The organism is Haloferax sp. Atlit-109R (genome assembly GCF_003665865.1).
Classification (GTDB): domain Archaea; phylum Halobacteriota; class Halobacteria; order Halobacteriales; family Haloferacaceae; genus Haloferax; species Haloferax volcanii.
The window spans coordinates 813,369-832,847 of sequence record NZ_QPLO01000001.1 but is presented as its reverse complement, the minus strand read 5'-3'; the positions used below and the strand labels follow the sequence as shown (position 1 = coordinate 832,847).

Genomic DNA, 19,479 nt, shown 5'->3' with positions numbered 1-19,479 from the left:
GCGGCGGAGCCGACCGCCCTCAGTCGTCCGCGAGCGCGCCTTCGACTATCGGCGCGTCGGTCCGCTCGACCGTCGAGCGGTTCGTCGTCGGGTTCTTCTCCACGCGGACGAGGTCGTCGGCCGCGCCGACCAGGTCTTCGTCGTGGCTGACGATGAGAATCTGCTTGACGCCGCGGCTCTGCATGTCCTCGACGAGGTCGACCAGCCGCGAGACGTGGCCGCTGTCGAGGAACACCGTCGGCTCGTCGAGGATGAGCGGCGGGAGCGGGGCCGCGCCGTCGATGCCCTCGGCGAGGAGTCGGTAGATTGCACACCTGAGGCTGAGGTTGAACAGGGCGCGCTCGCCGCCCGAGAGCTGTTCGGGTTCGAGCGCGGTGCCGTCCTTCTGGAACACCGTCAAGCCGTACTCGCCGTCGAGTCGGATGCGCGAGTAGGCGTCGTTGGCGTAGACGAGATCGAACGTCTCGTTGAGCATCCGTTCGAGCACCTCGACGTTGCGCTGTCGAAGCTCTGCCCGGAGGTCGCCGTAGGTCGATTCGAGCGTCGAGACCTCGTCGTGGACCGATTCGAGGGCGTCCACGCGCTCGGCGAGGTGGTCGCGGCGCTCTCGGAGGTCGTCCAACTGTTCGAGTTCGGCCTCGACGCCGCCGACGCGACTCTGGAGGTCATCGCGCTTCTCACGCAACTCGGGAAGCACCTCGTCTTCGACCCGTTCGAGGTACGCCGCGGCGTTTTTCTTGCGCTGTTTCGCCCCCTCGACCGCCTCCTCGTCGACCGTCTCGCGGAGTTCGTCTCGGCGCTCGCGACGCTCGCGGAGGTGTTCGCGACGCTCGCGGTTCACCTCTGCGAGCGTCTCGCGCTTCTCGCGGAGCCGGTCCCGCGCGTCGATTTTCTCGGCCCGCGTATCGACCAGCGATTCGACGCGGTCGAGCCGGTCGCGCCGGTCGTCGAGGGTGTCGAGGTCCGATTCGAGCGAATCGACCGTCTCCGCGACCTCCTCGGCCCGCTCGGCCTGCGTCGTCGCGGCCTCGCGTTTCTCCTCGGCCTCCGAGTCGAGTTCCGCGGCGGCCTCGCGCTTTTCTTCGGCGGCCTCGCGGCGACTCTCGACGGTCTCCTCGCGGTCGGCGATGCGTTCGTCCACGAGGTCGAGTCTGTCGCGCCGGGAACTCGCGCGGGTCTCGACCTCGACGAGCGCCTCGGCCGCCTCGACGGCCGCCGAGCGCGACTCGACTGCCGATTCGAGCGATTCGCGGTCGGCCTCCAGCGACTCGACCGCGGCCTCGCGCTCGCTGATGGCGTCGACGTGGGGCGACCCCTCGACCGACTGTCCGCACTCGGGGCACTTGCCCGCGTCGCGGAGGCGCTCGGCCTCGGCGAGGCGCTCGCGCGCGTTCTTCAGTTCGGTCTCCGTCTCCGCGAGCGACTCGCGAGCCTCGGAGCGCGCCTCGCGTCGTTCTTCGAGCAGGTCGGCGGCCTCGCCGAGTTCGACGGGGGCGTCCTCGAACCGCGCTTCGGCGTCGTCGAGCGCCGACCGAAGCTCCGCGCGCGTCTCGCGGAACGATTCGAGTTCCCGTTCGGCCTCGGCGGCGGTCTCCGCGTCGGCCTCGGCGGCCTCGCGTTTCTCCTCGGCGCGCGATTCGAGGTCGTCGGCGCGCTCGCGGAGGCGCTCGGCCTGCGTCTCGAAGGCCTGCGCCCGCGTCCGCGCCTCGGAGAGGTCGTCGCGCAGTTCGGATTCGCGCGCCGACAGCGCCTCTCGCGCGTCGGCTATCGCCTCGTCGCTCGCGTCGTCGAGGTCCGCCCGGGCGAGGGCGTCGTCGATGTCGGATTCGAGTTCGTCGGCGGCGGCGTCGAATTCCCGGACGCGCTCCGAGAGGTCGTCGCGCTTCGTCTCGTCGGCGGAGATTTTCGCGGTCAGGTCTTCGATGGCCGACTCGATTTCGTCGAGTCGCTCCCGCTTTTCGGCGTGTTCGTCGAGCGTCGCCTCGGCGGCGTCGAGCGCCGACTTCGCCTTGTCGCGCTGGCTCTCGTAGTTCGAAATCTCCTCGTCGAGGGAGTCGAGCTCGGATTCGAGCGCGTTGAGCGTCGCGTGGAGGTCCGCGTCCTCCTTGGCCTCGATTTGGGACTCGACGTCTTCGAGGACGCTCCGCTTTTTCGTCAGCACGTCTTCGACCCCGAGCCGGGCGTTGCCGGCGCGCTCGCGGTACGTTTCGAGCTTTCCGAGTTGCAGGAGGTCGTCAATCATGTCCTGGCGCTGGCTCGGCGTCGCGTTGATGAGCTTGTTGACCTCGCCCTGCTGGACGTACGCGCAGTTCACGAACGCTTCGGCGTCCATCCGCAGGAGCGACGCGACGTGCCGGCGAACGTCGCGCGCGCCTTCGACGGTTCCCTCGGGGCCGTCGAGGACGCACTTGGCGGTGGTCGCGCGGTCGCCGGAGACGCGAACCCGGCGGTCGATGCGGTACTCGCCGCCGTCGTGGACGAATTCGAGCGTGATTTCGGCGTCGTCCGCGCCCGTCGTCACCACGTCTTCGAGCGTCCCCGCGAGCGCCTTCGAGCCGTAGAGCGCGAAGAAACACGCTTCGAGGAGCGACGACTTGCCGCTGCCGTTGACGCCGTGGATGACCGTGACGCCGTCTCGAAGGTCGAGTTCGGCGTCCTCGTAGGGTTTGAAGTTCCGGATGGCGATTCGGGTGAATCTCACGCGAAATCACCCAGCGAACTGTCGCGGCTCGCCGCGGGGTCCGCGGCGGTCTCCGAGTCGGTGTCGGCCGTCGTCTCGGTGTCGGTGTCGGTCGCCGCTTCAGCGGCCGTCTCGGCCGTGTCTTCGACGGCCGCCGCGTCTTCGCCGTCCGCCGCGTCCTCGACGCTCTCCGACTCCTCGGCTTCGGCGTCGCTCTCGCGCTCGGCGGCGACGAAGGCGTCCGGGTCGTCCGAGAGGAGCGATTCGACGCGCTCGCGCACCTCGTCGCGGACGTTCGAGTCGGCGACCTTGCTCGCGCGGACCGTCTCGTCCACGTCGAGGGCGGCGCTCGACAGGCCCATCTCGCGGACCCGCTCGCGCACCGCGTCGTCGGGGTCGGCGAAGGTCACGTCGGTCGCCAAGTCGCCGTCGTCGTCGATGTCGCGCTTGTCGTTGACGCGGGCGACGAGCGCGCCCTCCTCGACGGCGAACGACTCGACCGCCGCGGGCGTGACGGTTTCGCCCTCGCCCCGCAGTTCGACGATGGCGACCGCGTCTTCGAGGTCGAACTCGCGGACGCGCTGGCGGACGCGCTCGATACCCTCGTCGCCGGCGAGGTCGACCTCGACGAACGCGAACGGGCGCGTTTCGAGGGTTCGCCGGCGGATGTCGACCGCGTCGGGCGTGAACTCGACGAGGTTGTACCCTCGGGGGTCGCGCTCGCTCGCGCTCGCGCGCTCGGTCGAGCCGCAGTAGGTCACCCACGTCCCGTCGAGGTCGGCGGTGTCGGGGACGTGGTTGTCGCCGAGGAGGACCGCGTCGAAGTCGACGTTGGACTCGGCGAGAACGGTTTCGGTCTCCCAGTCGGCGTGCGCGAAGGGCGTGAACAGCCCGTGGGCGACGAGCACCGCGCGGTCGGCGTCGACGGGGTCGAACTGGTAGTCGAGTTCGTCGCGTCGGGAGCGCGGCACGTGGTCGAGGCCGTAGAACGCCACGTCGCCGACGACGTGAGGGTCGCGCCCCAGTCTCGTCGCCAGTCCGAGGCGCTCGAAGAGGTCGAGCCACTGCCCGCCGCGGGTCGACTCGTGGTTGCCGACGATGGCGAGGAAGGGAATCCCGGCGTCGTCGAGGCGGCGGAGCGCGGCGAGCGTCCCGAGGAGGTCCGGGAGTTCGGGACGGCGGTCGTGGTAGAGGTCGCCCGCGTGGACGACGGCGTCCACGTCCCCGTCGAGCGCGTCCGCGACGACCCGTTCGAAGGCGTCGAGGAAGTCCTGGCGGCGCTCCGGCGAGTGGTACTGCTGATACCCGATGTGGGTGTCGCCGGTGTGTATCACCCGTGTCATCTATCACTCGGTTCGCCACCGCCGCTGAAAACGGTTGTGCGACCGGAGCGGAAGTGGTCGGCGTCCCGCGGTCGCCCCTCGGCGGCGCGAGAACTCCGGTTCGGAGCCTCGGCTGCGCCGGCGTCCGCGAGCGCGACGTGGAGTCGGTCGAGGTCCGCGAGGAGCGACCGCCCGCGACGCGCGCAGTCGTGGTGTCCGCGTCGGGCGGCCTCACCGACCGCTCGGCGGAGCGTCAGTTCACCGCCGTCGGAGAGAAAGCGGGCGGCAGAAGAAAGCGATTGGAAGGCGTCACGCGCCTCGGCGACGACTGCGGCGGGCGGGCGCGACTCGGGTCGGTCGCCGGTATCGGCGTCAGCGTCGGCGAGCGCGGAGAGAGCGCGGCCGACGTCGTCGGGAGCGGGCGAAGACATACGACGACGTGGCCGCGCGTTCGGATTTAAATGTTGAGCGTGTAGAGCCGCTTGCGCGCGTCGGAGAACGAAAACCGGGAGTCGACCGCGCCCTCGTCTTCCAGCCGGGAGAGCGCGTAGCGGACGGTTCGCGGGGGCAGAAGCGACTCCTCGGCGATTTGGCTCTGGGTGAGCGTGTCCTCGTAGTCGAGAATCTTCGCGACCAACTTGGCGCTCGGGGGCATGTCCCGAACCGACGCCCAGCGGTCGTCTGCGTCGGGTTCGGACTCGCGTTCGACTGCTTCCGTAGTGCTCATCGTACGATACACCAAGCAATGCTATTAGATAATATTTGCTATCCAGATTTATTACTGATAGGAATTTGTGTGACACGCGTCAGACTCGTCATCCGGGCGGCAGACGCCCCCTAGGCGGCGAATCCCTCACACACCCGAAGCCTCTTATGAACCTGCACCCTATGCCGGATGATGACCGATACTGTGGACGACGTCGATCTCCCCTACGATAAGGACTCGGCGTCGCAGCAGGAGAAGATCACCGCCCTTCAAGAGCGGCTCGAAGTTCTCGAAACGCAGAACGAGGAGATGCGCGACAAGCTCCTCGACACGAACGCCGAGAACAACAAGTATCAACAGAAGCTCGAGCGCCTTACCCACGAGAACAAGAAGCTCAAGCAGTCGCCGCTCTTCGTTGCGACGGTTCAGGAAATCACCGACGAGGGGGTCATCATCAAGCAGCACGGTAACAACCAAGAGGCCCTCACCGAAGTGACCGACGAGATGCGCGAAGAGCTCGAACCCGACGCGCGCGTCGCCGTGAACAACTCTCTCTCCATCGTCAAGCGACTCGACAAGGAGACGGACGTCCGGGCGCGCGTGATGCAGGTCGAACACAGCCCCGACGTGACCTACGAGGACATCGGCGGCCTCAAAGAGCAGATGCAGGAGGTCCGCGAGACGGTCGAGATGCCGCTCGACCGCCCCGAGATGTTCGCTGAGGTCGGCATCGACCCCCCGTCGGGCGTGCTCCTCTACGGCCCGCCGGGCACCGGGAAGACGATGCTCGCGAAGGCCGTCGCCAACCAGACGAACGCCTCGTTCATCAAGATGGCCGGCTCCGAGCTGGTGCACAAGTTCATCGGCGAGGGCGCGAAGCTCGTCCGCGACCTGTTCGAAGTCGCCCGCGAGAACGAACCCGCCGTCATCTTCATCGACGAGATAGACGCCATCGCCTCGAAGCGCACGGACTCGAAGACCTCCGGCGACGCGGAGGTCCAGCGCACGATGATGCAGTTACTCGCCGAGATGGACGGCTTCGACGAGCGCGGCAACATCCGCATCATTGCGGCGACCAACCGCTTCGACATGCTCGACCCCGCGATTCTCCGCCCCGGTCGGTTCGACCGCCTCATCGAGGTGCCCAAGCCGAACGAGGACGGCCGCGAGATAATCTTCCAGATTCACACCCGGAAGATGAACGTCTCCGACGACGTGGACTTCGTCGAACTCGCCGAGATGGCCGACAACGCCTCCGGTGCCGACATCAAGGCCGTCTGTACGGAAGCCGGGATGTTCGCCATCCGCGACGACCGCACGGAGATATTCATGCAGGACTTCGTCGACGCCTGGGAGAAGATTCAGCAGGAAGCCTCGGACGAGACCGAAGTCTCCCGCGCGTTCGCGTAACCGACGCGAGCCGCGGTTCGCTCCGTTTCGGACCGTGTCCTTCGATTTCGTTTTTCGCGCGACGCCGACCGCCGAGTGACTACGCCGCGAACGCGACGTACGGCAGGACGAACAGCGCGAGGAACATCGCCGTGAGGATGAGCCCGTAGCCGCCGAGCGTCGCGGCCGCGGTCAGCCACGATTCGCGTCGGCCGGGGAGTTCGAGCGCGGACATACTCGGTCGGTCGCGGTCGTGAATCATAAATCGTCTGGGTTCGGCTCCGACGACCGCCGCGGCGACCACCGGAACCCGAACGACTGAAACCGACCGGGTCGCACCCACAGGTATGGGCACGCCACTCGAAAGCCGCGAGGCGCAGGCCGAGGAGGTCCTCGACCGACTGTACGAGGAGTACCCCGACACCACCATCTCGCTTTCCTACTCGAACCGCCTCGAACTGCTCATCGCCGTCATGCTCTCGGCGCAGTGTACCGACGAGCGCGTCAACAAGGTCACCGCGGAGCTGTTCGAGAAGTACGACGACGCCGCGGACTACGCCGCCGCCGACCAAGAGGAGCTGGCCGACGACATCAGCTCTATCACCTACTACAACAACAAGGCGAAGTACATCCGCTCCGCCTGCGCGGACATCATCGAGAAACACGACGGCGAGGTTCCGGACACCATGTCCGCGCTGACCGACCTCGCCGGCGTCGGCCGGAAGACCGCGAACGTCGTCCTCCAGCACGGCCACGACATAGTCGAGGGCATCGTCGTCGACACCCACGTCCAGCGGCTCTCGCGCCGCCTCGGCCTGACAGAGGAGGAGTACCCCGAGCGAATCGAGGAGGACCTGATGCCGGTCGTCCCCGAGCGAGACTGGCAGCAGTTCACGCACCTGTTCATCAGCCACGGGCGGGCCGTCTGCGACGCGCGCAACCCGGACTGCGACGCGTGCGTGCTCGAATACCTCTGTCCCTCGTCGAAGCGCGACCACGACGTCGACCTCGCCAGCGGCGAGGCGTGGTAATCAGCCGAACACGTAGCCGCTCAGGTAGCGGTAGATGCCGAGCACCCACGCGAGAATCCAGAAGACGACGTAGCCGAAGACGCCGACGCGGAGGCGGCCGCGCCACGCGCCCATGTTCTCGTGGAGGTCGTCGAGCGACACGTCTTGGTCGGGGTCGCGGTAGAGGTCGGCCTCCCACTTGGCCTGGAAGATTCGGACGATGCCCGTGAGCGCGAAGACGAGCATCGCGTACGCTTGCAGGCCGAGAATCGCGTGCAGGGCGCTGAGGCCGTTGAGTTGCTGAAAGAGCCGCGGGAGCATCCACGTGACGACCGGGACCGTGTTCAACACGAGGCCGGGGAAGATGATTTTGAGGTGGTAGACGAGCACGTCCCACGACACCGTCTCGGCGTCTATCATTATCCACGCGCCGTAGAGGTAAAACGGAAAGCTGGCCGTGACGGTAATCGCGGCGAGCGTGGCAAAGGTCGTCTCGTCTGCCATCGCACGGCGTTAGGACCCGGTCGGCCTAAAGGGACCGATGCGCGGCGTCCCGTTCGAGCGCTAGACCACGCGGCGGCCCCCGAACGTCGGCCGCGACGCCCCAGATTCGAGTCCCGAACCACGCTTTCGAGCGCCGGACCAACCCCGGCGGCGTGCTTCGGAGCGTCGCGCGGCGAGTCGCCCGCGACGAACGCGCTCGGGGTCGGAACACGTTTACCGGCGTGGACCCTACTCCGGGCCGATGTCAGACTCGTCTTCCGCCCCGGCCGACGACGGCTCGTCACCGGACGCGGACGCCGACGCCGCGATGTCCGACGCGGAGCTCGCGGCCCTCCGCGAGGAGGTCGAAGCCAAGTACGACTTCGAGAACTTCGGCCCGGCCGACATGGCGAAGATGACGCCCGAGGAGTGGGACGCCGCGTTCGACCCCGACTCGTGGATCGTCGGCGAGGAGCTGCTCGACCGGGTCGAACAGGAACTCCGCTACCGCGTCGCGATTCGCGAGGTGTTCGCCGTCCTCGAACGCGTGACCGAAGACGGCGAGCCGCGGATTCTCGCGTACTCCGACGAGGGCTACGCCGTCGTCTACCCCGACGGGAGCGTCGAAGGCGAAGGGACCGTCCTCCGCGACGTGAAACCGACCGTCGCGCTCTGTTCGATGGAGGACTTCGAGGTGAACGACGCGCCCGAGACCGTCAGGCTCCCCGAGCCCGACGAGGTCGCACAGGGGACCGGCGACTTCGGCAATCGGATGCTCCAAATCGTCGCGTTCGGCCAGTTGCTCGGCGGATTCGCGCTCATCGGGGCGTGGCTCGTCCTCCCCGACCTCGAGTCGATTATCGCGCCCCTGGCCGGCCTGGGCTTTCTCGTCATCGGCTGTTTCCTCTTCGTCGTCGTGGCCAACGCCCGGCTCTCGGACCGCTTCCGCGCCGAGGAGTACCGGGATAGGCTCCGCGTCATGGGTCTCGAAGGCGGGTCGCGTCCCGAGTTCGTGCCCGCGTTCGACGGGGACGAAACCGCCGCGCCGTTGATCGAGGCCCCCGAGGGAGACGCCCACAGTTCTGAGGGCTGAACCCGGCCCGAACCCACCTCGTAAACCACCTCCGTGACGGCATAGTCGGTGGGTTTAAGCGCGTCCCATCCTGACGAACGACCGTATGAAAAGGCGGGAGTTTCTCCGAACGGCTGGCGGTGCGACAGCCGCCGCGACCGCTGCCGCCGGGACCGCTGCTGCGCAGGAAGGCGGCGGTGGAGCGCAGGTTCAGCCCGACTTCGGTGGCTACCTCGACGGCATCGACGGAGGGTACGAAGACCTCCGCGGCCAAAGCGAGGTCACTATCGAGGTCGGCGCGTCCGGCAACGGCGGGAACCTGGCGTTCGCACCGGCTGGCATCTGGATCGACCCCGGCACGACCGTGACGTGGGAGTGGACCGGCGAAGGCGGCGGACACAACGTCGTCGCGAGCGAGGGTGCGTCGCTCGACTCCGGCGCGTCCGTCTCCGAGGCCGGAAGCACCTACGAGTTCACGTTCGAGAACGGTGGCATCACGAAGTACCACTGCGTGCCCCACGAGGCGCTCGGCATGCTCGGGGCGGTCGCCGTCGGCGACGACGTGGCGACTATCAGCACCGGCGGTGGCGGCGAGAAGGAACTGCACGAACTCGGCGTCCCGATTCAGGCCCACTGGGTCGGGTCGGCGACGATTCTCGGCATCCTCGTCACCATCATCTACACGTTCTTCATCTTGAAGTACGGCGAGTCCCCAAATACGGGTAACACCGGAGGTGGCGAATAATGTCTTCGACCGGCAGCACATACGGTGACATTCACCGATACGAACCGGCGCGAGAGAGCACCGCCGCGGCCATCGCAATCGTCCTCCTGACGGTCATCGAGGTCGTGTTCGTGTTCCTCTTCACGTACGGCTTCGTCTCGGGCTGGGGACTGACCGACACGGGGAACATGTTCCTCGGCGGCATCCTCGCCGTCATCTTCGTGGACCTCGCGTTCATCCTCGCGCTGTACCGCAAGGAGTTCCTCCCCGACGTGATGATCGTCAAAAAGCGGCGTCGCAAGTGGGAGGACCTCTACGTCCGCGAGGAGGACGTCGACGGTGTTACCGTCAGCAGCGATGACGCGTGGGAACAGGTCAAGCGCGCGGTGTACCCCTACTACAAGCGATAAACAATGAGTCTCGAACGCAAAGACGACTACGACCACAAGGCCTGGATGAAAAAGAAGGACCTCACTCCGGTCGAGGCCACCTTCCTCACCACGCTCATCTGGCTGGATAAGCGACTCCGCATCGTCGATTATCTAGAGCTTCTGGAGACACTCTACTACCGAGTCAACCTCCAGATGCCGAAGAGCCACACCGAGCAGTACAACCTCGACAACAAGTTCTGGTACTGGTACCCCCTGTACACACTGGGCTTGTTCTCGACGCTCGCGTACGTCGTCGCGGCGATAAGCGGGGCCCTTCTCGGGTTCTACTACTCCCCCGCGACGACCGGCGACCCGACCACGGCCTACAACAGTATCGAGTTCATCATGCGCGACTTGCAGTTCGGCTTCATGCTCCGCTCCGTCCACCGCTGGGCGGCGCAGGTCATGGTCGCGGCCGTGTTCCTGCACATGCTCCGTGTCTACTTCACGGGGTCGTACAAGGAACCCCGCGAGCTGAACTGGCTCCTCGGCATCGTCCTCATCAGTCTGACGATGGTGTTCGGGTACACCGGATACCTCCTGCCGTGGGACCAGCTCGCGTTCTGGGCCGGGCAGATCGGCGTCGAGATGGCGCTGTCGGTCCCGCTCGCCGGCGAGTGGGTCGCACAGCTCCTGTTCGGTGGCTTCTCGCTGGGCCAGTCGACGTTACAGCGTATGTACATCATTCACGTGTTCCTGCTCCCGTTCGTCGTGACGACGCTCATCGCGATCCACATCGGTATCGTGTGGGTGCAGGGCATCGCGGAGCCGCACTGAGGTGACAACTATGAGCGACAACGAACCCGAAAACGAGGAGATTCGATCCGACGGCGCGGGCATCGTGGCCCCGGACGACGAGACGCCGACATGGAGCGAGCGCAAGGCTCGCAAGACCGGCCTCTCTCGGCTCACCTACGAGTACTTCGAGCGCGCACGTCGCGAAGACCAGGACCTCCGCACGGAGTCCGACTACGTCGAACGCGACGTGCTCGCGTTCCCCACGTGGCCTCACGAGACCGTCCGCAACCTCTCTATCGCGTCGTTCTTCGTCGGGATGATTCTGTTCCTCTCGGCGACGATGCCGCCGCACATCGGCGGCCCCGCGAACCCGTCGAGCACGCCGGCGGTCATCCTGCCCGACTGGTATCTCTACTGGTCGTTCGGACTGCTCAAACTCGGTCCGCTCAACCCCGAAATCGCCATTCTGGGCGATCAGATGCTGATGGCCGACCGCACGTACGGCGTGCTGGCCAACGGCGTCGTCGTCGGCTTCATCGCCATCGTGCCCTTCCTCAACAAGGGCTCGGCCCGGCGACCCGTCGAACAGCCGTTTTGGTCCGCAGTCGGCGTCTTCGGCGTGGTGTTCGCATTCACCATCTCGCTGCTGGCCATCAAGAACCTCATGCCCATGAACGTCGACCTGCTGTTCGACCTGACGTTCCTGCTGCCGTTCGTCTTCGGGACCATCACCTACGCGGTGTTGAAGACGATGCGTGAGGGGTATATGTACAACCTCAACCGCCGCTACTACCGGCTTCGCCCGCCGAAATAGAGCGGAACCACTACCAACCGTCCCTTCTTAGCGTCACTGATGACAGATAGCGACGCAACCGGTCGGACCGGCGACAGCGACGGGACGGAGCGCGGACGCCGCGGCCGGCGCGACATCGTCGTTCCCATGCGGCTCTACAAGACGATTACCGTCTTTTCGACGCTCATCGCCGTCGTGGGCGTGGTTCTCGGCTTCGTCTTCCTCGACGCTGCGACGCTACAAGTGAGCGCCCTCCGCGCGGTCGTCGCCGGCGCGCTCGGCGCGCTCGGCATCGGCGTCGCAGACGGGCTACTCAGCACGGCGCTCGCGGTCGTCGGGCTGAGCATCATCGCGTTCGGCGCGGTCGTCTACACGCTCGGCACTCGCTTTCGCGCCCAAGGAATGGGAAAGTCTCAAGAGGACTCCGGCGAAGACTCGAACAATGGCTGACGAATTCATCAAGGGTCTGGGTATCCTGACCGGCTCCGGACTCGCGTGGCTGGTGCTGGCGTCGTGGTACCGGACGACCAGCTTCGAGAGCACCCAACAGCTCATCGCACCGCTGGAGTCCGGTGCGACCGAGGGACTGTTCAACATCATCGGCGTCACCCTGATGGACGTGTTCCTCTGGTTCGCACTCCTCGGCGCGCTCACCTTCTGGGTGCTCATCCCGGCGGGACACCAGATCATGGACGCGCTCCAAGAGCGCCGCAACGCGCAGTAAGCCGACACGACGCCGTCTCTGCTCCTCTCATTTCGATTCGCGTCGCGGAAAAGTCCCTCAGAATAGCGGTTGCGCTCGGCGCGGTCTCCCGCGTCGGATTGGAAAAACTCTAATGAGTCTCGCCCCGACGGTCCTGTATGCACCCATTACAGTTCCTCGTCCCGCTCGACCAGTTGGCGGCGGTCGAACCGGTCGTCCCGCACGTGGCGCTCGTGCTCGTGCTTGCGAACTTCGCGACGCGTTTTCTCGGCCATCGGTCGCACGTCCGGCAGGCCGAGGAGGGTGGTGAGGAGGCCATCTCCCGGTATCTCCCGCACACGATCACTTCGGGCGCGCTCGTGGTGACCTCGTTCCTCTTCTTGGTCGTCGAGCCGCACGGCGGCATGGTGCTGTCCGTGCTGGTCGTCGGGATGTTCGTCACCGACTTCTTCGAGTTCGAAGCGCGCAAGGTCGAAGCCCGCACCGACAAGCCGCTCGAACGCCCGAACGGCTCGCTCGTCGCCGCGGGGCTCGTGCTCCTGTACGCCGGGTTCCAGAGCCTCTTCTTCCTCGTCTCGGACTACTGGAGCCTCATCGTCTAAGCCCGCGACGCTCGCTTTTCCGCGTCGCCGCTTCGCACCGCTCACGAGGAACACGTATTTTTATCGCGCCGAGTGCCGCCGCTTGGAGTCCGGAATCACGGGCGGGCGAGGCGTTCACTCGACGAGAAGCGGAATGCTCCCGTCGCGGTCGACGACCACAGACTCCGACGGAGAGACTTCCCGGATGACCTCGTCGTCGGCGACGAGCGAGACGGGCGCGTCGTCGCGTTCGACCGACAGTCTGACCGGGGGTTGGAGAACCCACGAGTTCGTCTGGGTCGCGTACGGCGAGACGGGAACGACCGCGAGCCCGGCGGCCGGGCCGACGACCGCGCCGCCAGCGGCGCGCGCGTAGCCGGAGCTTCCGAGCGGTGTGGCGACGACGACGCCGTCGGCTCGGAACTCGTCGACCGAGGTCCAGCGCGCCGCCGCGCGCGACTCGTTGGGCGATTCCGACGAAAAGGGAACCGCCGCCTCCGCGTGGGCGACGCCGTACTCGGAGATATGCGCCGGCTCACTCGTGACGAGCATCGCATCGAGGAGCGCGCGGCCCACCGCGTCGCCGCCGACGCGGAGCGAGAGCGTCGGATGGTCGACGACCCGGCCGTCGCCCGCGGCGAACGCGGACAGCCGCGCTTCGAGGTCGCGCCGCGGCGTGGCCCACGGCGCACCGCAGTCGACGGGGACGACCGGACACGTCCACTCGGAGCCGAGCGCGACCGTCGAGAGCGCCGACTCGCCGACCGCGACGACGGCGTCCGCGCCGGCCGGCTCCGATTCGACCGACGCACCGGTCGCTCTGACGGCGGTGGCGACCGAGTCGTCACCGACGATACCGAATTTCATCGTCGTCCACCCGCGGCGAGCCCCCGTAGCATCGTCCCGTGCTACGCCGCGGCGAATAAAAGCCCTCGTGGTTCGGTCCGGTGGTGGGCGGCGCGGGCCGGGCGGTCGGGCGAGCCGGGCGGTCGGGCGAGCCGGGCGGTCGGGCGGGCCGGACGGGTGCTGTGCGTCGCCGGCGCCTCAGAACGGCCAGTCGCCGGTGACTTTCATGCCTTCCGCTTGGTCTTCGGCTTCGAGCGCGGCCGCGATGTCGGCGGGGTCTGCGTGGGGTATCTCGCGGTCGGCGTCGGCGAGTTCGACGGTCAGTTCGGTCAGGAGAATCGCCTGCTCGCGGAGCGTCCGCGACTCCAGTTTCTCGATGGTGTCGGCGTGCGTGTGGCCCCAGCCGCGGCCGCGGCCCTCCTTTTCGCTGCCGACCATGTACGCCGGGACGCCGTGGGCGACGAACGGCCAGTGGTCGCTGTGCGGGAGCTGTTCGGGCAGCGTCGAAACGTCGTGGTCGAACCGCTCGGCGACGGTCTCGGCGGCGGCTTCGAGTTCGTCGAAGCCGTGGGTGGTGAGCTTGAGCGTCCGCCCGGCGACGACGCCGTCGTTGTTGACGATGGCTTTCACGTTCGCCCGGTCGTCGCCGAGGCGCTCGGCCTCGTACTCGGAGCCGACGAGGCCGACTTCCTCCGCGCCGAAGCAGACGAAGCGGACGCGCGTGTCGAGTTCGTCCTCGCGGGCGGCGAGCGCGCGGGCGACTTCGACCACCATCGCGGTGCCCGCGCCGTTGTCCATCGCGCCCTCGGCGATGTCGTGGGCGTCGAGGTGGCTCGTGACGAGCACCTCCTCGTCGGTGTCGGGGCCGAGTTCGGCGTGGACGTTCCCGCTTTCGGCCGCGGGCGCTTCGCAGGTCACGTCGACGGTCACTTCGTCGCCGTCGAACCGACGGCGGAGGCGCGCGCCGACCTCTTTGCTCACGCCGACCGCGGGGATGTCACCGATGGGCGCGTCGGCGGTGCCGACGCTCCCCGTGGGCGGGAGTTGACCGGGAACGTGGTTGGCGAAGACGAACGCGGCCGCGCCGGCCTCGACGGCGTAGTAGTACTTCTCGCGGCGGTGGATGAAGCGGTCGTAGTGGTCGGGCACCGTCGTGGAGACGACGACGACCTTCCCCGAGAGGTCGCGGTCGAAGTCCTCGGGCAGGCCGTAACCGAGGTCGACCAGTTCGCCGCTCGCGGTCCCGGCGGGACTGCGCGGGAGCGCGATGCAGTCCTGCGTGGTGTCGGCGGCGTAGACGGCGCTGTCGCCGCGCTCCCAGCCCTGAATCTCGAAGGGGTCGATGCGGACGTTCCGCGCGCCGACGCGTTCGAGGGCGTCTCGCGTCGCCTCCATCGCCTCGCGCTCGCCGGGCGAGCCGGTCATCCGGTTGCCGATGTCGACGAGCCGCTCTAAGTGGTTCCAGCCGACCTCGCTGGTGAACGTGTCGCCTATCCAGTCACTCATAGTGGACCGTCTCGCGGGACCGTGGTAACGGTTGCGATGGGTCGAAAACGCGGCGGTGATGCGACGGAGAAATCGGCCGACACCGGCGGGACGCTCGCTTCGTCGCGTCGCGGCCGCGAGCGCGGGGGAGCGAGAGCCGAACCGCGACTCCGCCCGCGGGCGAGCGGCAGGTTCAAGGACCATCTATCACGTACGTTCATCCATGACTGACGTGCGAATCGCCGGGGTCGGACTGACGAAGTTCGGCAGTCACCCCGAGCGAACCGGCCGCGACCTGTTCGCGGAGGCCGCCCTCGCCGCCCGCGAGGACGCCGGCGTCTCCCGCGACGACTACGAGGAAATCTTCTACGGCAACTTCATGGGTGAACTCGCCGAGAAGCAGGGCCATCAGGGGCCGGTCATGGCCGAGGCCGCCGGCCTCGACTGCCCCGCGACCCGCTACGAACAGGCCTGCGCCTCCGCGGGCGTCGCCTTCCGGCAGGCCGTCGCGACGATTCGGAGCGGCGCGGCCGACGTGGTCCTCGCCGGCGGCATGGAGCGCATGAACAACCTCGGGACCGCCGAGGTGACGCAGTCGCTCGCCATCGCCGCGGACGAACTGTTCGAGGTCCGCGCGGGCGTCACGTTCCCCGGCGCGTACGCGCTCATGGCCCGCGCGTACTTCGACGCCTTCGGCGGCGACAGCGAAGACCTCGCGCACATCGCGGTGAAGAACCACGCCAACGCGATGCAGAACGACTACGCGCAGTTCCACCGCGAAATCACGGTCGACGACGCGCTCGAAAGCCCCGTCGTCGCAGACCCGCTTTCCCTCTACGACGCCTGTCCCATCACCGACGGCGCGAGCGCGGTCGTCCTCGTCAGCGACGACTACGCCGAGCGACACGGGCTCGACGCGCCCGTCTCCGTCACCGGGTCGGGACAGGGCGGCGACAAGGCCGCGCTCCAAGACAGACCCCACCTCGCGCGGACGCCCGCCGCGACGAAGGCCGCCGACGCCGCCTACGCGGACGCCGGTATCGGCCCCGACGACGTGGACGTGGCCGAGGTCCACGACTGCTTCACCATCGCCGAGGTGCTCGCGCTCGAATCGCTCGGCCTCTACGACCACGGCGAGGGCGTCGGCGCGGCCGCCCGCGGCGAGACGACCCGCGACGGCGACCTCCCGGTGAATCTCTCGGGCGGCCTCAAGGCGAAGGGTCACCCCGTCGGCGCGACGGGAACCGCCCAAGTCGTCGAGATGACGAAGCTCCTCCGCGGCGACCACGGCAACAGCGACGCCGTCCCCGACGCTCGGGTCGGCGTCACCCACAACGCGGGCGGGACCGTCGCCAGCGCGGTCGTCCACGTGCTGGAGGTGGACCGATGACCGACACCGGCTACGACGAGTGGCTGGCCGCAATCGCGGACGGCGAGGGGTACTATCTCGCGTGTCCCGACGGCCACGGGTCGCTGCCGCCGCGGCGCTCCTGTCCGCACTGCGGCGCGGCCGAGTTGACCGAGGAACCGCTCCCGGCGACGGGCGAGGTTCTCACCTTTACCGAGGTGCACGTCCCTGCGCCGAACTTCGCAGACGAAGCGCCCTACGTGACGGCCGTCGCGTCGTTCGGCCCGGTCAAGCTCACGGGCGTCGTCCGCGACCTCCCCGCCGACGAGGTCGACCTCGGCACGACCGTCTCGGTCGGCGTGGGCGAGAACGCGACGACCGACGAGCGGTTGGTCGTGTTCCGGCCCGCGAGCGAGTAGCGCCGCGGCCACTTACTCGTCGCGCGCCTCCACGGCCTCCAGCGGCGAGCGCCAGCCGAAGATGTACGACCCGAGGAGCCACGCCCAGAAGCCGGCCGCGAGGAGCGCGATGGCTCCGTACAGAAACAGCGAGAACAGCGAGAGGGAGTCGAGCATCGGTTCAAATCACGGATTGTGTTGCGGTCGGGACGCGACGCTCAGTCGAGGGCGTCGCGGACGGTGTCGACGAAGGCGTTCGGGAACTCGACGTGCGGGAGCAGCATCGCGTCGTCGAAGACGACGAGCGTGCAGTCCGCGGCGTCCGCGAGGTCGCGGCCCCGCTTCAGCGGCGTGATGTCGCTCTCGCGGCCCCAGACGAGCGTCGTCGGCACGTCGAGCGCCGCCAGCGCCCCGCCGAGGTCGATGTCGGTGTTGAGGTAGCCGGAGATGAACGACGCCGGCGCGAAGCGCGCGCCCTCCTGATGAGCCGTGCGCCACTCGTACTCCTGCCACTCCTCGCCGGCCTTCTCGGGGTCGTAGTAGCCGTGGTCGGCGTTGAAGTAGCGAATCGACGGCCGGGAGGCGACGACGTTGAACAGCGCCTCGCCGACGACCGGCGCGCGGACGAGTTCGCGGAGCCACTCCTTCGGGTCGGGGCCGCCGCGCGACGTGGGGCAGACGAGGACGAACCGCGAGACGGACACGTCGTCCCGCTCCGCGGCGGCGACGGCATAGGCCGCGGTGAGCGACGAGGCGAGGACCGCGGGGTCGTCGTACTCCGCGAGGAAGTCGCCGGCGAAGTCCTCGTAGAGCGCGGGCGAGTAGTACAGCGCCGGGCGGTCCGACAGGCCGAACCCGGGGAGATCGGGCGCGACGACGTGGTAGTCCTCGGCGAGCGTCGAAAACACCTCGCGGAACTCGCCGGACGACCCCGCGGCGTTGATACCGTGGAGGCAGACGAGCGTCGGGTCGTCTTCGCTCCCGGCCTCGACGTACGACACGTCCATGCCGCGCCAGCGATACGTCCCGTGCGACCCGGACAGCGGCGGTTCGAGGGGTTCAACGCGCTTCGAGAGGGCCGCGTTGGCCGCGGCGGTGAGGCCGACGCCGGCGGCGGCCAGTCCGATGGCTCGTCGGAGTTTCATGTCACGTAGATGGCGCGCGGTGGCCTTAATTCGCCCGCCCGTGGCGGGATGGTGGGCGGGGCAAACGTCGTCTTGGCCTCGGTCGGCTCAGTCGGCTCGGTCGTCCAGACACTCCCGGAGCGGTTCGAGCACGTCTTCAGCGACCGCGTAGGGGTCGGTCTCCTTTTCGACGACGGCCTGAGCGAACTCCTCGACTCCGCCGCGTCGGTCGAGTTCGGCTTCGAGGAGCCGGTTCACGTCGCTTCGGAGGAGCTGTCGAATCTCCTCGCCCGCGCGTTTTCGGGCCTTCTCGGCCAGTTCGCCGGAGGCGTCGAGGTAGTCGCGGTGGTCGTCCAGCGTCTCGACCAACTCGTCGATTCCCTCGCCGGTCGTGGCGACGGTTTCGAGGACCTGCGGCGTCCAGACGAGGGGTTCGTCGGCGTTGGATGGGTCACCCTCGGCGTCGCTTTCGGCGTCGCTCGCGTCCGCGTGCCCGCCGTGACCGCCGCCGTGGCCGTCGTCGAACGCCGCGGCCCCGTGGTGGCCCGTATCGAGGTTCGCCCGCGGGTCGTCGCGGAGGTGAATCATCTCCTGTAACTCTGCGACGGTACGCGATGCGCCCTCCATGTCGGCCTTGTTGACGACGAACACGTCGCCGATTTCGAGGATGCCCGCCTTGAGCATCTGCACGTCGTCGCCGCTGCCGGGTTGGACGAGGACGACGACCGTGTCGGCGGTCTTCACCACGTCCACCTCGTTTTGCCCCGCGCCGACCGTCTCGATGATGATACGGTCTTTCCCGAAGGCGTCGAGCGCCTTCACGGCGTCCGCGGTGGCGGTCGAGAGGCCGCCGAGCTGGCCGCGAGCGCTCATCGACCGGAAGAACACGTCCATGTCACCGACGTTCGAGGCCATGCGGATGCGGTCGCCGAGGACGGCCCCGCCGGTGTACGGCGAGGAGGGGTCCACGGCGATGACGCCGACCGTCTCGCCCTGGTCGCGGTAGTACTTCGCCAGTTTGTCCACGAGCGTCGATTTGCCGGCCCCCGGACTGCCCGTGATGCCGACGACGGACGCGTCGCCCGTGTGCGCGTGGAGTTCCGAGACGATGTCCCGGTAGCCCGGCGACTGCGACTCGATTTTCGTGATGGCGCGCGCGAGCGCCCGGTGCTCGCCGTCGAGGAGTCGCTCGACGAGGTCGGATTCGACCGCCCGACTCATCGTCACGGTCGCTCGGGCGCGTGTTCCTTCACGAAGTCGATGGTCTCCTGCATCGGCGTGCCGGGGCCGAAGATGGCGTCGACGCCCTCTTCGAGGAGACCGGGTCGGTCCTCTTCGGGGATGATGCCGCCGACGATGACGAGCGTGTCGTCGAGCGCGCCGTACTCTTCGAGACCGGCCATCACCTTCGGGACGAGCGTGTTGTGCGCGCCGGAGAGAATGGAGATACCCAGCACGTCAACGTCCTCTTGGACCGTCGCCTGGATGATTTCGTCCGGGGCGCGATGCAACCCCGAGTAGATGACTTCGAATCCCGCGTCGCGGAAGGCGCGAGAGATGACGTGTGCGCCGCGGTCGTGGCCGTCCAGTCCCACCTTGGCGATGAGACACCGGATCGTTCGCTGTTCGGAGTCCGCGCTCATAGA

24 protein-coding genes are annotated in these 19,479 nt (G+C 67.8%); 13 read left to right on the top strand and 11 right to left on the bottom strand.

The features are described 5' to 3' along the window. Positions 1 to 19: 19 nt before the first annotated feature. Both rad50 and mre11 read right to left on the bottom strand, forming a co-directional pair. The gene (gene rad50 / locus DVK03_RS04375; RefSeq protein WP_115802307.1) at positions 20 to 2,701 is read right to left on the bottom strand and encodes a DNA double-strand break repair ATPase Rad50; all 2,682 of its coding nucleotides are present in this window, start codon (positions 2,699 to 2,701) and stop codon (positions 20 to 22) included. Continuing rightward, positions 2,698 to 4,023, bottom strand: a complete 1,326-nt coding sequence (gene mre11 / locus DVK03_RS04370; RefSeq protein WP_115802306.1) for a DNA double-strand break repair protein Mre11 — start codon at positions 4,021 to 4,023, stop codon at positions 2,698 to 2,700. Before mre11 ends, rad50 begins: the two co-directional genes overlap by 4 nt. Between mre11 and DVK03_RS04365 the strand changes: the two genes are divergently transcribed. Beyond that, positions 4,017 to 4,463, top strand: a complete 447-nt coding sequence (locus DVK03_RS04365; RefSeq protein ID WP_233521752.1) for a hypothetical protein — start codon at positions 4,017 to 4,019, stop codon at positions 4,461 to 4,463. The genes mre11 and DVK03_RS04365 overlap by 7 nt on opposite strands. Here DVK03_RS04365 and DVK03_RS04360 read toward each other — a convergent pair. After that, positions 4,460 to 4,729, bottom strand: a complete 270-nt coding sequence (locus tag DVK03_RS04360; protein ID WP_004044086.1) for a helix-turn-helix domain-containing protein — start codon at positions 4,727 to 4,729, stop codon at positions 4,460 to 4,462. The genes DVK03_RS04365 and DVK03_RS04360 overlap by 4 nt on opposite strands. A 171-nt stretch (positions 4,730 to 4,900) precedes the next feature. Here DVK03_RS04360 and DVK03_RS04355 point away from each other — a divergent pair, with 171 nt between their 5' ends. Next, positions 4,901 to 6,118, top strand: coding sequence for a proteasome-activating nucleotidase (locus DVK03_RS04355; protein WP_115802304.1), 1,218 nt, complete (start codon positions 4,901 to 4,903; stop codon positions 6,116 to 6,118). A 79-nt stretch (positions 6,119 to 6,197) separates the two neighbouring features. Here the strand turns inward: DVK03_RS04355 and DVK03_RS20385 are convergent, their stop codons facing one another. Further along, a complete protein-coding gene (locus tag DVK03_RS20385; protein WP_013035235.1) occupies positions 6,198 to 6,332 on the bottom strand; it encodes a hypothetical protein in 135 nt (44 codons plus the stop codon). A gap of 112 nt (positions 6,333 to 6,444) precedes the next feature. Between DVK03_RS20385 and nth the strand changes: the two genes are divergently transcribed. Beyond that, complete coding sequence (nth, locus tag DVK03_RS04345; protein ID WP_115802303.1) at positions 6,445 to 7,128, top strand: endonuclease III; 684 nt, start codon at positions 6,445 to 6,447, stop codon at positions 7,126 to 7,128. Here the strand turns inward: nth and DVK03_RS04340 are convergent, their stop codons facing one another. Beyond that, positions 7,129 to 7,611, bottom strand: coding sequence for a hypothetical protein (locus DVK03_RS04340; RefSeq protein ID WP_004064312.1), 483 nt, complete (start codon positions 7,609 to 7,611; stop codon positions 7,129 to 7,131). It abuts the gene before it with no gap. A gap of 241 nt (positions 7,612 to 7,852) precedes the next feature. Between DVK03_RS04340 and DVK03_RS04335 the strand changes: the two genes are divergently transcribed. The 8 genes from DVK03_RS04335 to DVK03_RS04300 all read left to right on the top strand — a co-directional run bounded on the left by DVK03_RS04335 (position 7,853) and on the right by DVK03_RS04300 (position 12,653). Beyond that, positions 7,853 to 8,683, top strand: a complete 831-nt coding sequence (locus DVK03_RS04335; RefSeq protein ID WP_004064313.1) for a hypothetical protein — start codon at positions 7,853 to 7,855, stop codon at positions 8,681 to 8,683. Positions 8,684 to 8,768: 85 nt separating this feature from the next. Then, positions 8,769 to 9,407, top strand: a complete 639-nt coding sequence (locus tag DVK03_RS04330) for a halocyanin domain-containing protein (protein WP_006600548.1) — start codon at positions 8,769 to 8,771, stop codon at positions 9,405 to 9,407. Then, the gene (locus DVK03_RS04325; protein ID WP_004064315.1) at positions 9,407 to 9,796 is read left to right on the top strand and encodes a hypothetical protein; all 390 of its coding nucleotides are present in this window, start codon (positions 9,407 to 9,409) and stop codon (positions 9,794 to 9,796) included. Before DVK03_RS04330 ends, DVK03_RS04325 begins: the two co-directional genes overlap by 1 nt. A 3-nt stretch (positions 9,797 to 9,799) precedes the next feature. Further along, positions 9,800 to 10,594 (top strand): cytochrome bc complex cytochrome b subunit, encoded by a 795-nt coding sequence (locus DVK03_RS04320; RefSeq protein ID WP_004044094.1) that lies wholly within the window; start codon positions 9,800 to 9,802, stop codon positions 10,592 to 10,594. Positions 10,595 to 10,604: 10 nt separating this feature from the next. After that, positions 10,605 to 11,369 carry a cytochrome bc complex cytochrome b subunit gene (locus DVK03_RS04315; protein WP_004044095.1) on the top strand — a complete coding sequence of 255 codons (765 nt, stop codon included), beginning with the start codon at positions 10,605 to 10,607 and terminating at the stop codon, positions 11,367 to 11,369. A 39-nt stretch (positions 11,370 to 11,408) separates the two neighbouring features. Further along, positions 11,409 to 11,798 (top strand): hypothetical protein, encoded by a 390-nt coding sequence (locus tag DVK03_RS04310; RefSeq protein ID WP_004044096.1) that lies wholly within the window; start codon positions 11,409 to 11,411, stop codon positions 11,796 to 11,798. Beyond that, positions 11,791 to 12,072, top strand: a complete 282-nt coding sequence (locus tag DVK03_RS04305) for a hypothetical protein (protein ID WP_004044097.1) — start codon at positions 11,791 to 11,793, stop codon at positions 12,070 to 12,072. Before DVK03_RS04310 ends, DVK03_RS04305 begins: the two co-directional genes overlap by 8 nt. A gap of 137 nt (positions 12,073 to 12,209) precedes the next feature. Beyond that, a complete protein-coding gene (locus DVK03_RS04300) occupies positions 12,210 to 12,653 on the top strand; it encodes a hypothetical protein (protein ID WP_004044098.1) in 444 nt (147 codons plus the stop codon). A 114-nt stretch (positions 12,654 to 12,767) separates the two neighbouring features. Here the strand turns inward: DVK03_RS04300 and DVK03_RS04295 are convergent, their stop codons facing one another. Together DVK03_RS04295 and DVK03_RS04290 are read right to left on the bottom strand one after the other, a co-directional pair. Then, positions 12,768 to 13,499 (bottom strand): NAD(+)/NADH kinase, encoded by a 732-nt coding sequence (locus DVK03_RS04295; protein ID WP_115802302.1) that lies wholly within the window; start codon positions 13,497 to 13,499, stop codon positions 12,768 to 12,770. A 177-nt stretch (positions 13,500 to 13,676) separates the two neighbouring features. Then, positions 13,677 to 14,984, bottom strand: a complete 1,308-nt coding sequence (locus DVK03_RS04290) for a M28 family peptidase (RefSeq protein ID WP_115802301.1) — start codon at positions 14,982 to 14,984, stop codon at positions 13,677 to 13,679. Between the two features lie 202 nt (positions 14,985 to 15,186). Here DVK03_RS04290 and DVK03_RS04285 point away from each other — a divergent pair, with 202 nt between their 5' ends. Further along, positions 15,187 to 16,353, top strand: a complete 1,167-nt coding sequence (locus DVK03_RS04285) for a thiolase domain-containing protein (protein WP_004064318.1) — start codon at positions 15,187 to 15,189, stop codon at positions 16,351 to 16,353. After that, complete coding sequence (locus tag DVK03_RS04280; RefSeq protein ID WP_115802300.1) at positions 16,350 to 16,730, top strand: Zn-ribbon domain-containing OB-fold protein; 381 nt, start codon at positions 16,350 to 16,352, stop codon at positions 16,728 to 16,730. Before DVK03_RS04285 ends, DVK03_RS04280 begins: the two co-directional genes overlap by 4 nt. Positions 16,731 to 16,742: 12 nt before the next feature. On the opposite strand, the gene DVK03_RS19985 is transcribed toward DVK03_RS04280, so the two are convergent. The 4 genes from DVK03_RS19985 to DVK03_RS04265 form a co-directional block, all read right to left on the bottom strand. Continuing rightward, positions 16,743 to 16,886: a hypothetical protein gene (locus DVK03_RS19985; RefSeq protein ID WP_188148174.1), complete on the bottom strand. Its 144-nt coding sequence runs from the start codon at positions 16,884 to 16,886 to the stop codon at positions 16,743 to 16,745. 41 nt (positions 16,887 to 16,927) lie between these two features. Next, the gene (locus DVK03_RS04275) at positions 16,928 to 17,854 is read right to left on the bottom strand and encodes an alpha/beta fold hydrolase (RefSeq protein ID WP_004044104.1); all 927 of its coding nucleotides are present in this window, start codon (positions 17,852 to 17,854) and stop codon (positions 16,928 to 16,930) included. Between the two features lie 87 nt (positions 17,855 to 17,941). Further along, positions 17,942 to 19,054, bottom strand: a complete 1,113-nt coding sequence (gene meaB / locus DVK03_RS04270) for a methylmalonyl Co-A mutase-associated GTPase MeaB (protein WP_006600555.1) — start codon at positions 19,052 to 19,054, stop codon at positions 17,942 to 17,944. Between the two features lie 2 nt (positions 19,055 to 19,056). After that, complete coding sequence (locus DVK03_RS04265; RefSeq protein WP_004044106.1) at positions 19,057 to 19,476, bottom strand: cobalamin B12-binding domain-containing protein; 420 nt, start codon at positions 19,474 to 19,476, stop codon at positions 19,057 to 19,059. Positions 19,477 to 19,479: the final 3 nt, after the last annotated feature.

Coding starts and splice junctions, on each gene's coding strand:
- mre11 (WP_115802306.1), bottom strand. CDS start 4,023: ATGACACGGGTGATACACACCGGCGACACCCACATCGGGTATCAGCAG.
- DVK03_RS04360 (WP_004044086.1), bottom strand. CDS start 4,729: ATGAGCACTACGGAAGCAGTCGAACGCGAGTCCGAACCCGACGCAGAC.
- DVK03_RS04355 (WP_115802304.1), top strand. CDS start 4,901: ATGACCGATACTGTGGACGACGTCGATCTCCCCTACGATAAGGACTCG.
- DVK03_RS20385 (WP_013035235.1), bottom strand. CDS start 6,332: ATGTCCGCGCTCGAACTCCCCGGCCGACGCGAATCGTGGCTGACCGCG.
- nth (WP_115802303.1), top strand. CDS start 6,445: ATGGGCACGCCACTCGAAAGCCGCGAGGCGCAGGCCGAGGAGGTCCTC.
- DVK03_RS04340 (WP_004064312.1), bottom strand. CDS start 7,611: ATGGCAGACGAGACGACCTTTGCCACGCTCGCCGCGATTACCGTCACG.
- DVK03_RS04335 (WP_004064313.1), top strand. CDS start 7,853: ATGTCAGACTCGTCTTCCGCCCCGGCCGACGACGGCTCGTCACCGGAC.
- DVK03_RS04330 (WP_006600548.1), top strand. CDS start 8,769: ATGAAAAGGCGGGAGTTTCTCCGAACGGCTGGCGGTGCGACAGCCGCC.
- DVK03_RS04325 (WP_004064315.1), top strand. CDS start 9,407: ATGTCTTCGACCGGCAGCACATACGGTGACATTCACCGATACGAACCG.
- DVK03_RS04320 (WP_004044094.1), top strand. CDS start 9,800: ATGAGTCTCGAACGCAAAGACGACTACGACCACAAGGCCTGGATGAAA.
- DVK03_RS04315 (WP_004044095.1), top strand. CDS start 10,605: ATGAGCGACAACGAACCCGAAAACGAGGAGATTCGATCCGACGGCGCG.
- DVK03_RS04310 (WP_004044096.1), top strand. CDS start 11,409: ATGACAGATAGCGACGCAACCGGTCGGACCGGCGACAGCGACGGGACG.
- DVK03_RS04305 (WP_004044097.1), top strand. CDS start 11,791: ATGGCTGACGAATTCATCAAGGGTCTGGGTATCCTGACCGGCTCCGGA.
- DVK03_RS04300 (WP_004044098.1), top strand. CDS start 12,210: ATGCACCCATTACAGTTCCTCGTCCCGCTCGACCAGTTGGCGGCGGTC.
- DVK03_RS04295 (WP_115802302.1), bottom strand. CDS start 13,499: ATGAAATTCGGTATCGTCGGTGACGACTCGGTCGCCACCGCCGTCAGA.
- DVK03_RS04290 (WP_115802301.1), bottom strand. CDS start 14,984: ATGAGTGACTGGATAGGCGACACGTTCACCAGCGAGGTCGGCTGGAAC.
- DVK03_RS04285 (WP_004064318.1), top strand. CDS start 15,187: ATGACTGACGTGCGAATCGCCGGGGTCGGACTGACGAAGTTCGGCAGT.
- DVK03_RS04280 (WP_115802300.1), top strand. CDS start 16,350: ATGACCGACACCGGCTACGACGAGTGGCTGGCCGCAATCGCGGACGGC.
- DVK03_RS19985 (WP_188148174.1), bottom strand. CDS start 16,886: ATGCTCGACTCCCTCTCGCTGTTCTCGCTGTTTCTGTACGGAGCCATC.
- DVK03_RS04275 (WP_004044104.1), bottom strand. CDS start 17,854: ATGAAACTCCGACGAGCCATCGGACTGGCCGCCGCCGGCGTCGGCCTC.
- meaB (WP_006600555.1), bottom strand. CDS start 19,054: ATGAGTCGGGCGGTCGAATCCGACCTCGTCGAGCGACTCCTCGACGGC.
- DVK03_RS04265 (WP_004044106.1), bottom strand. CDS start 19,476: ATGAGCGCGGACTCCGAACAGCGAACGATCCGGTGTCTCATCGCCAAG.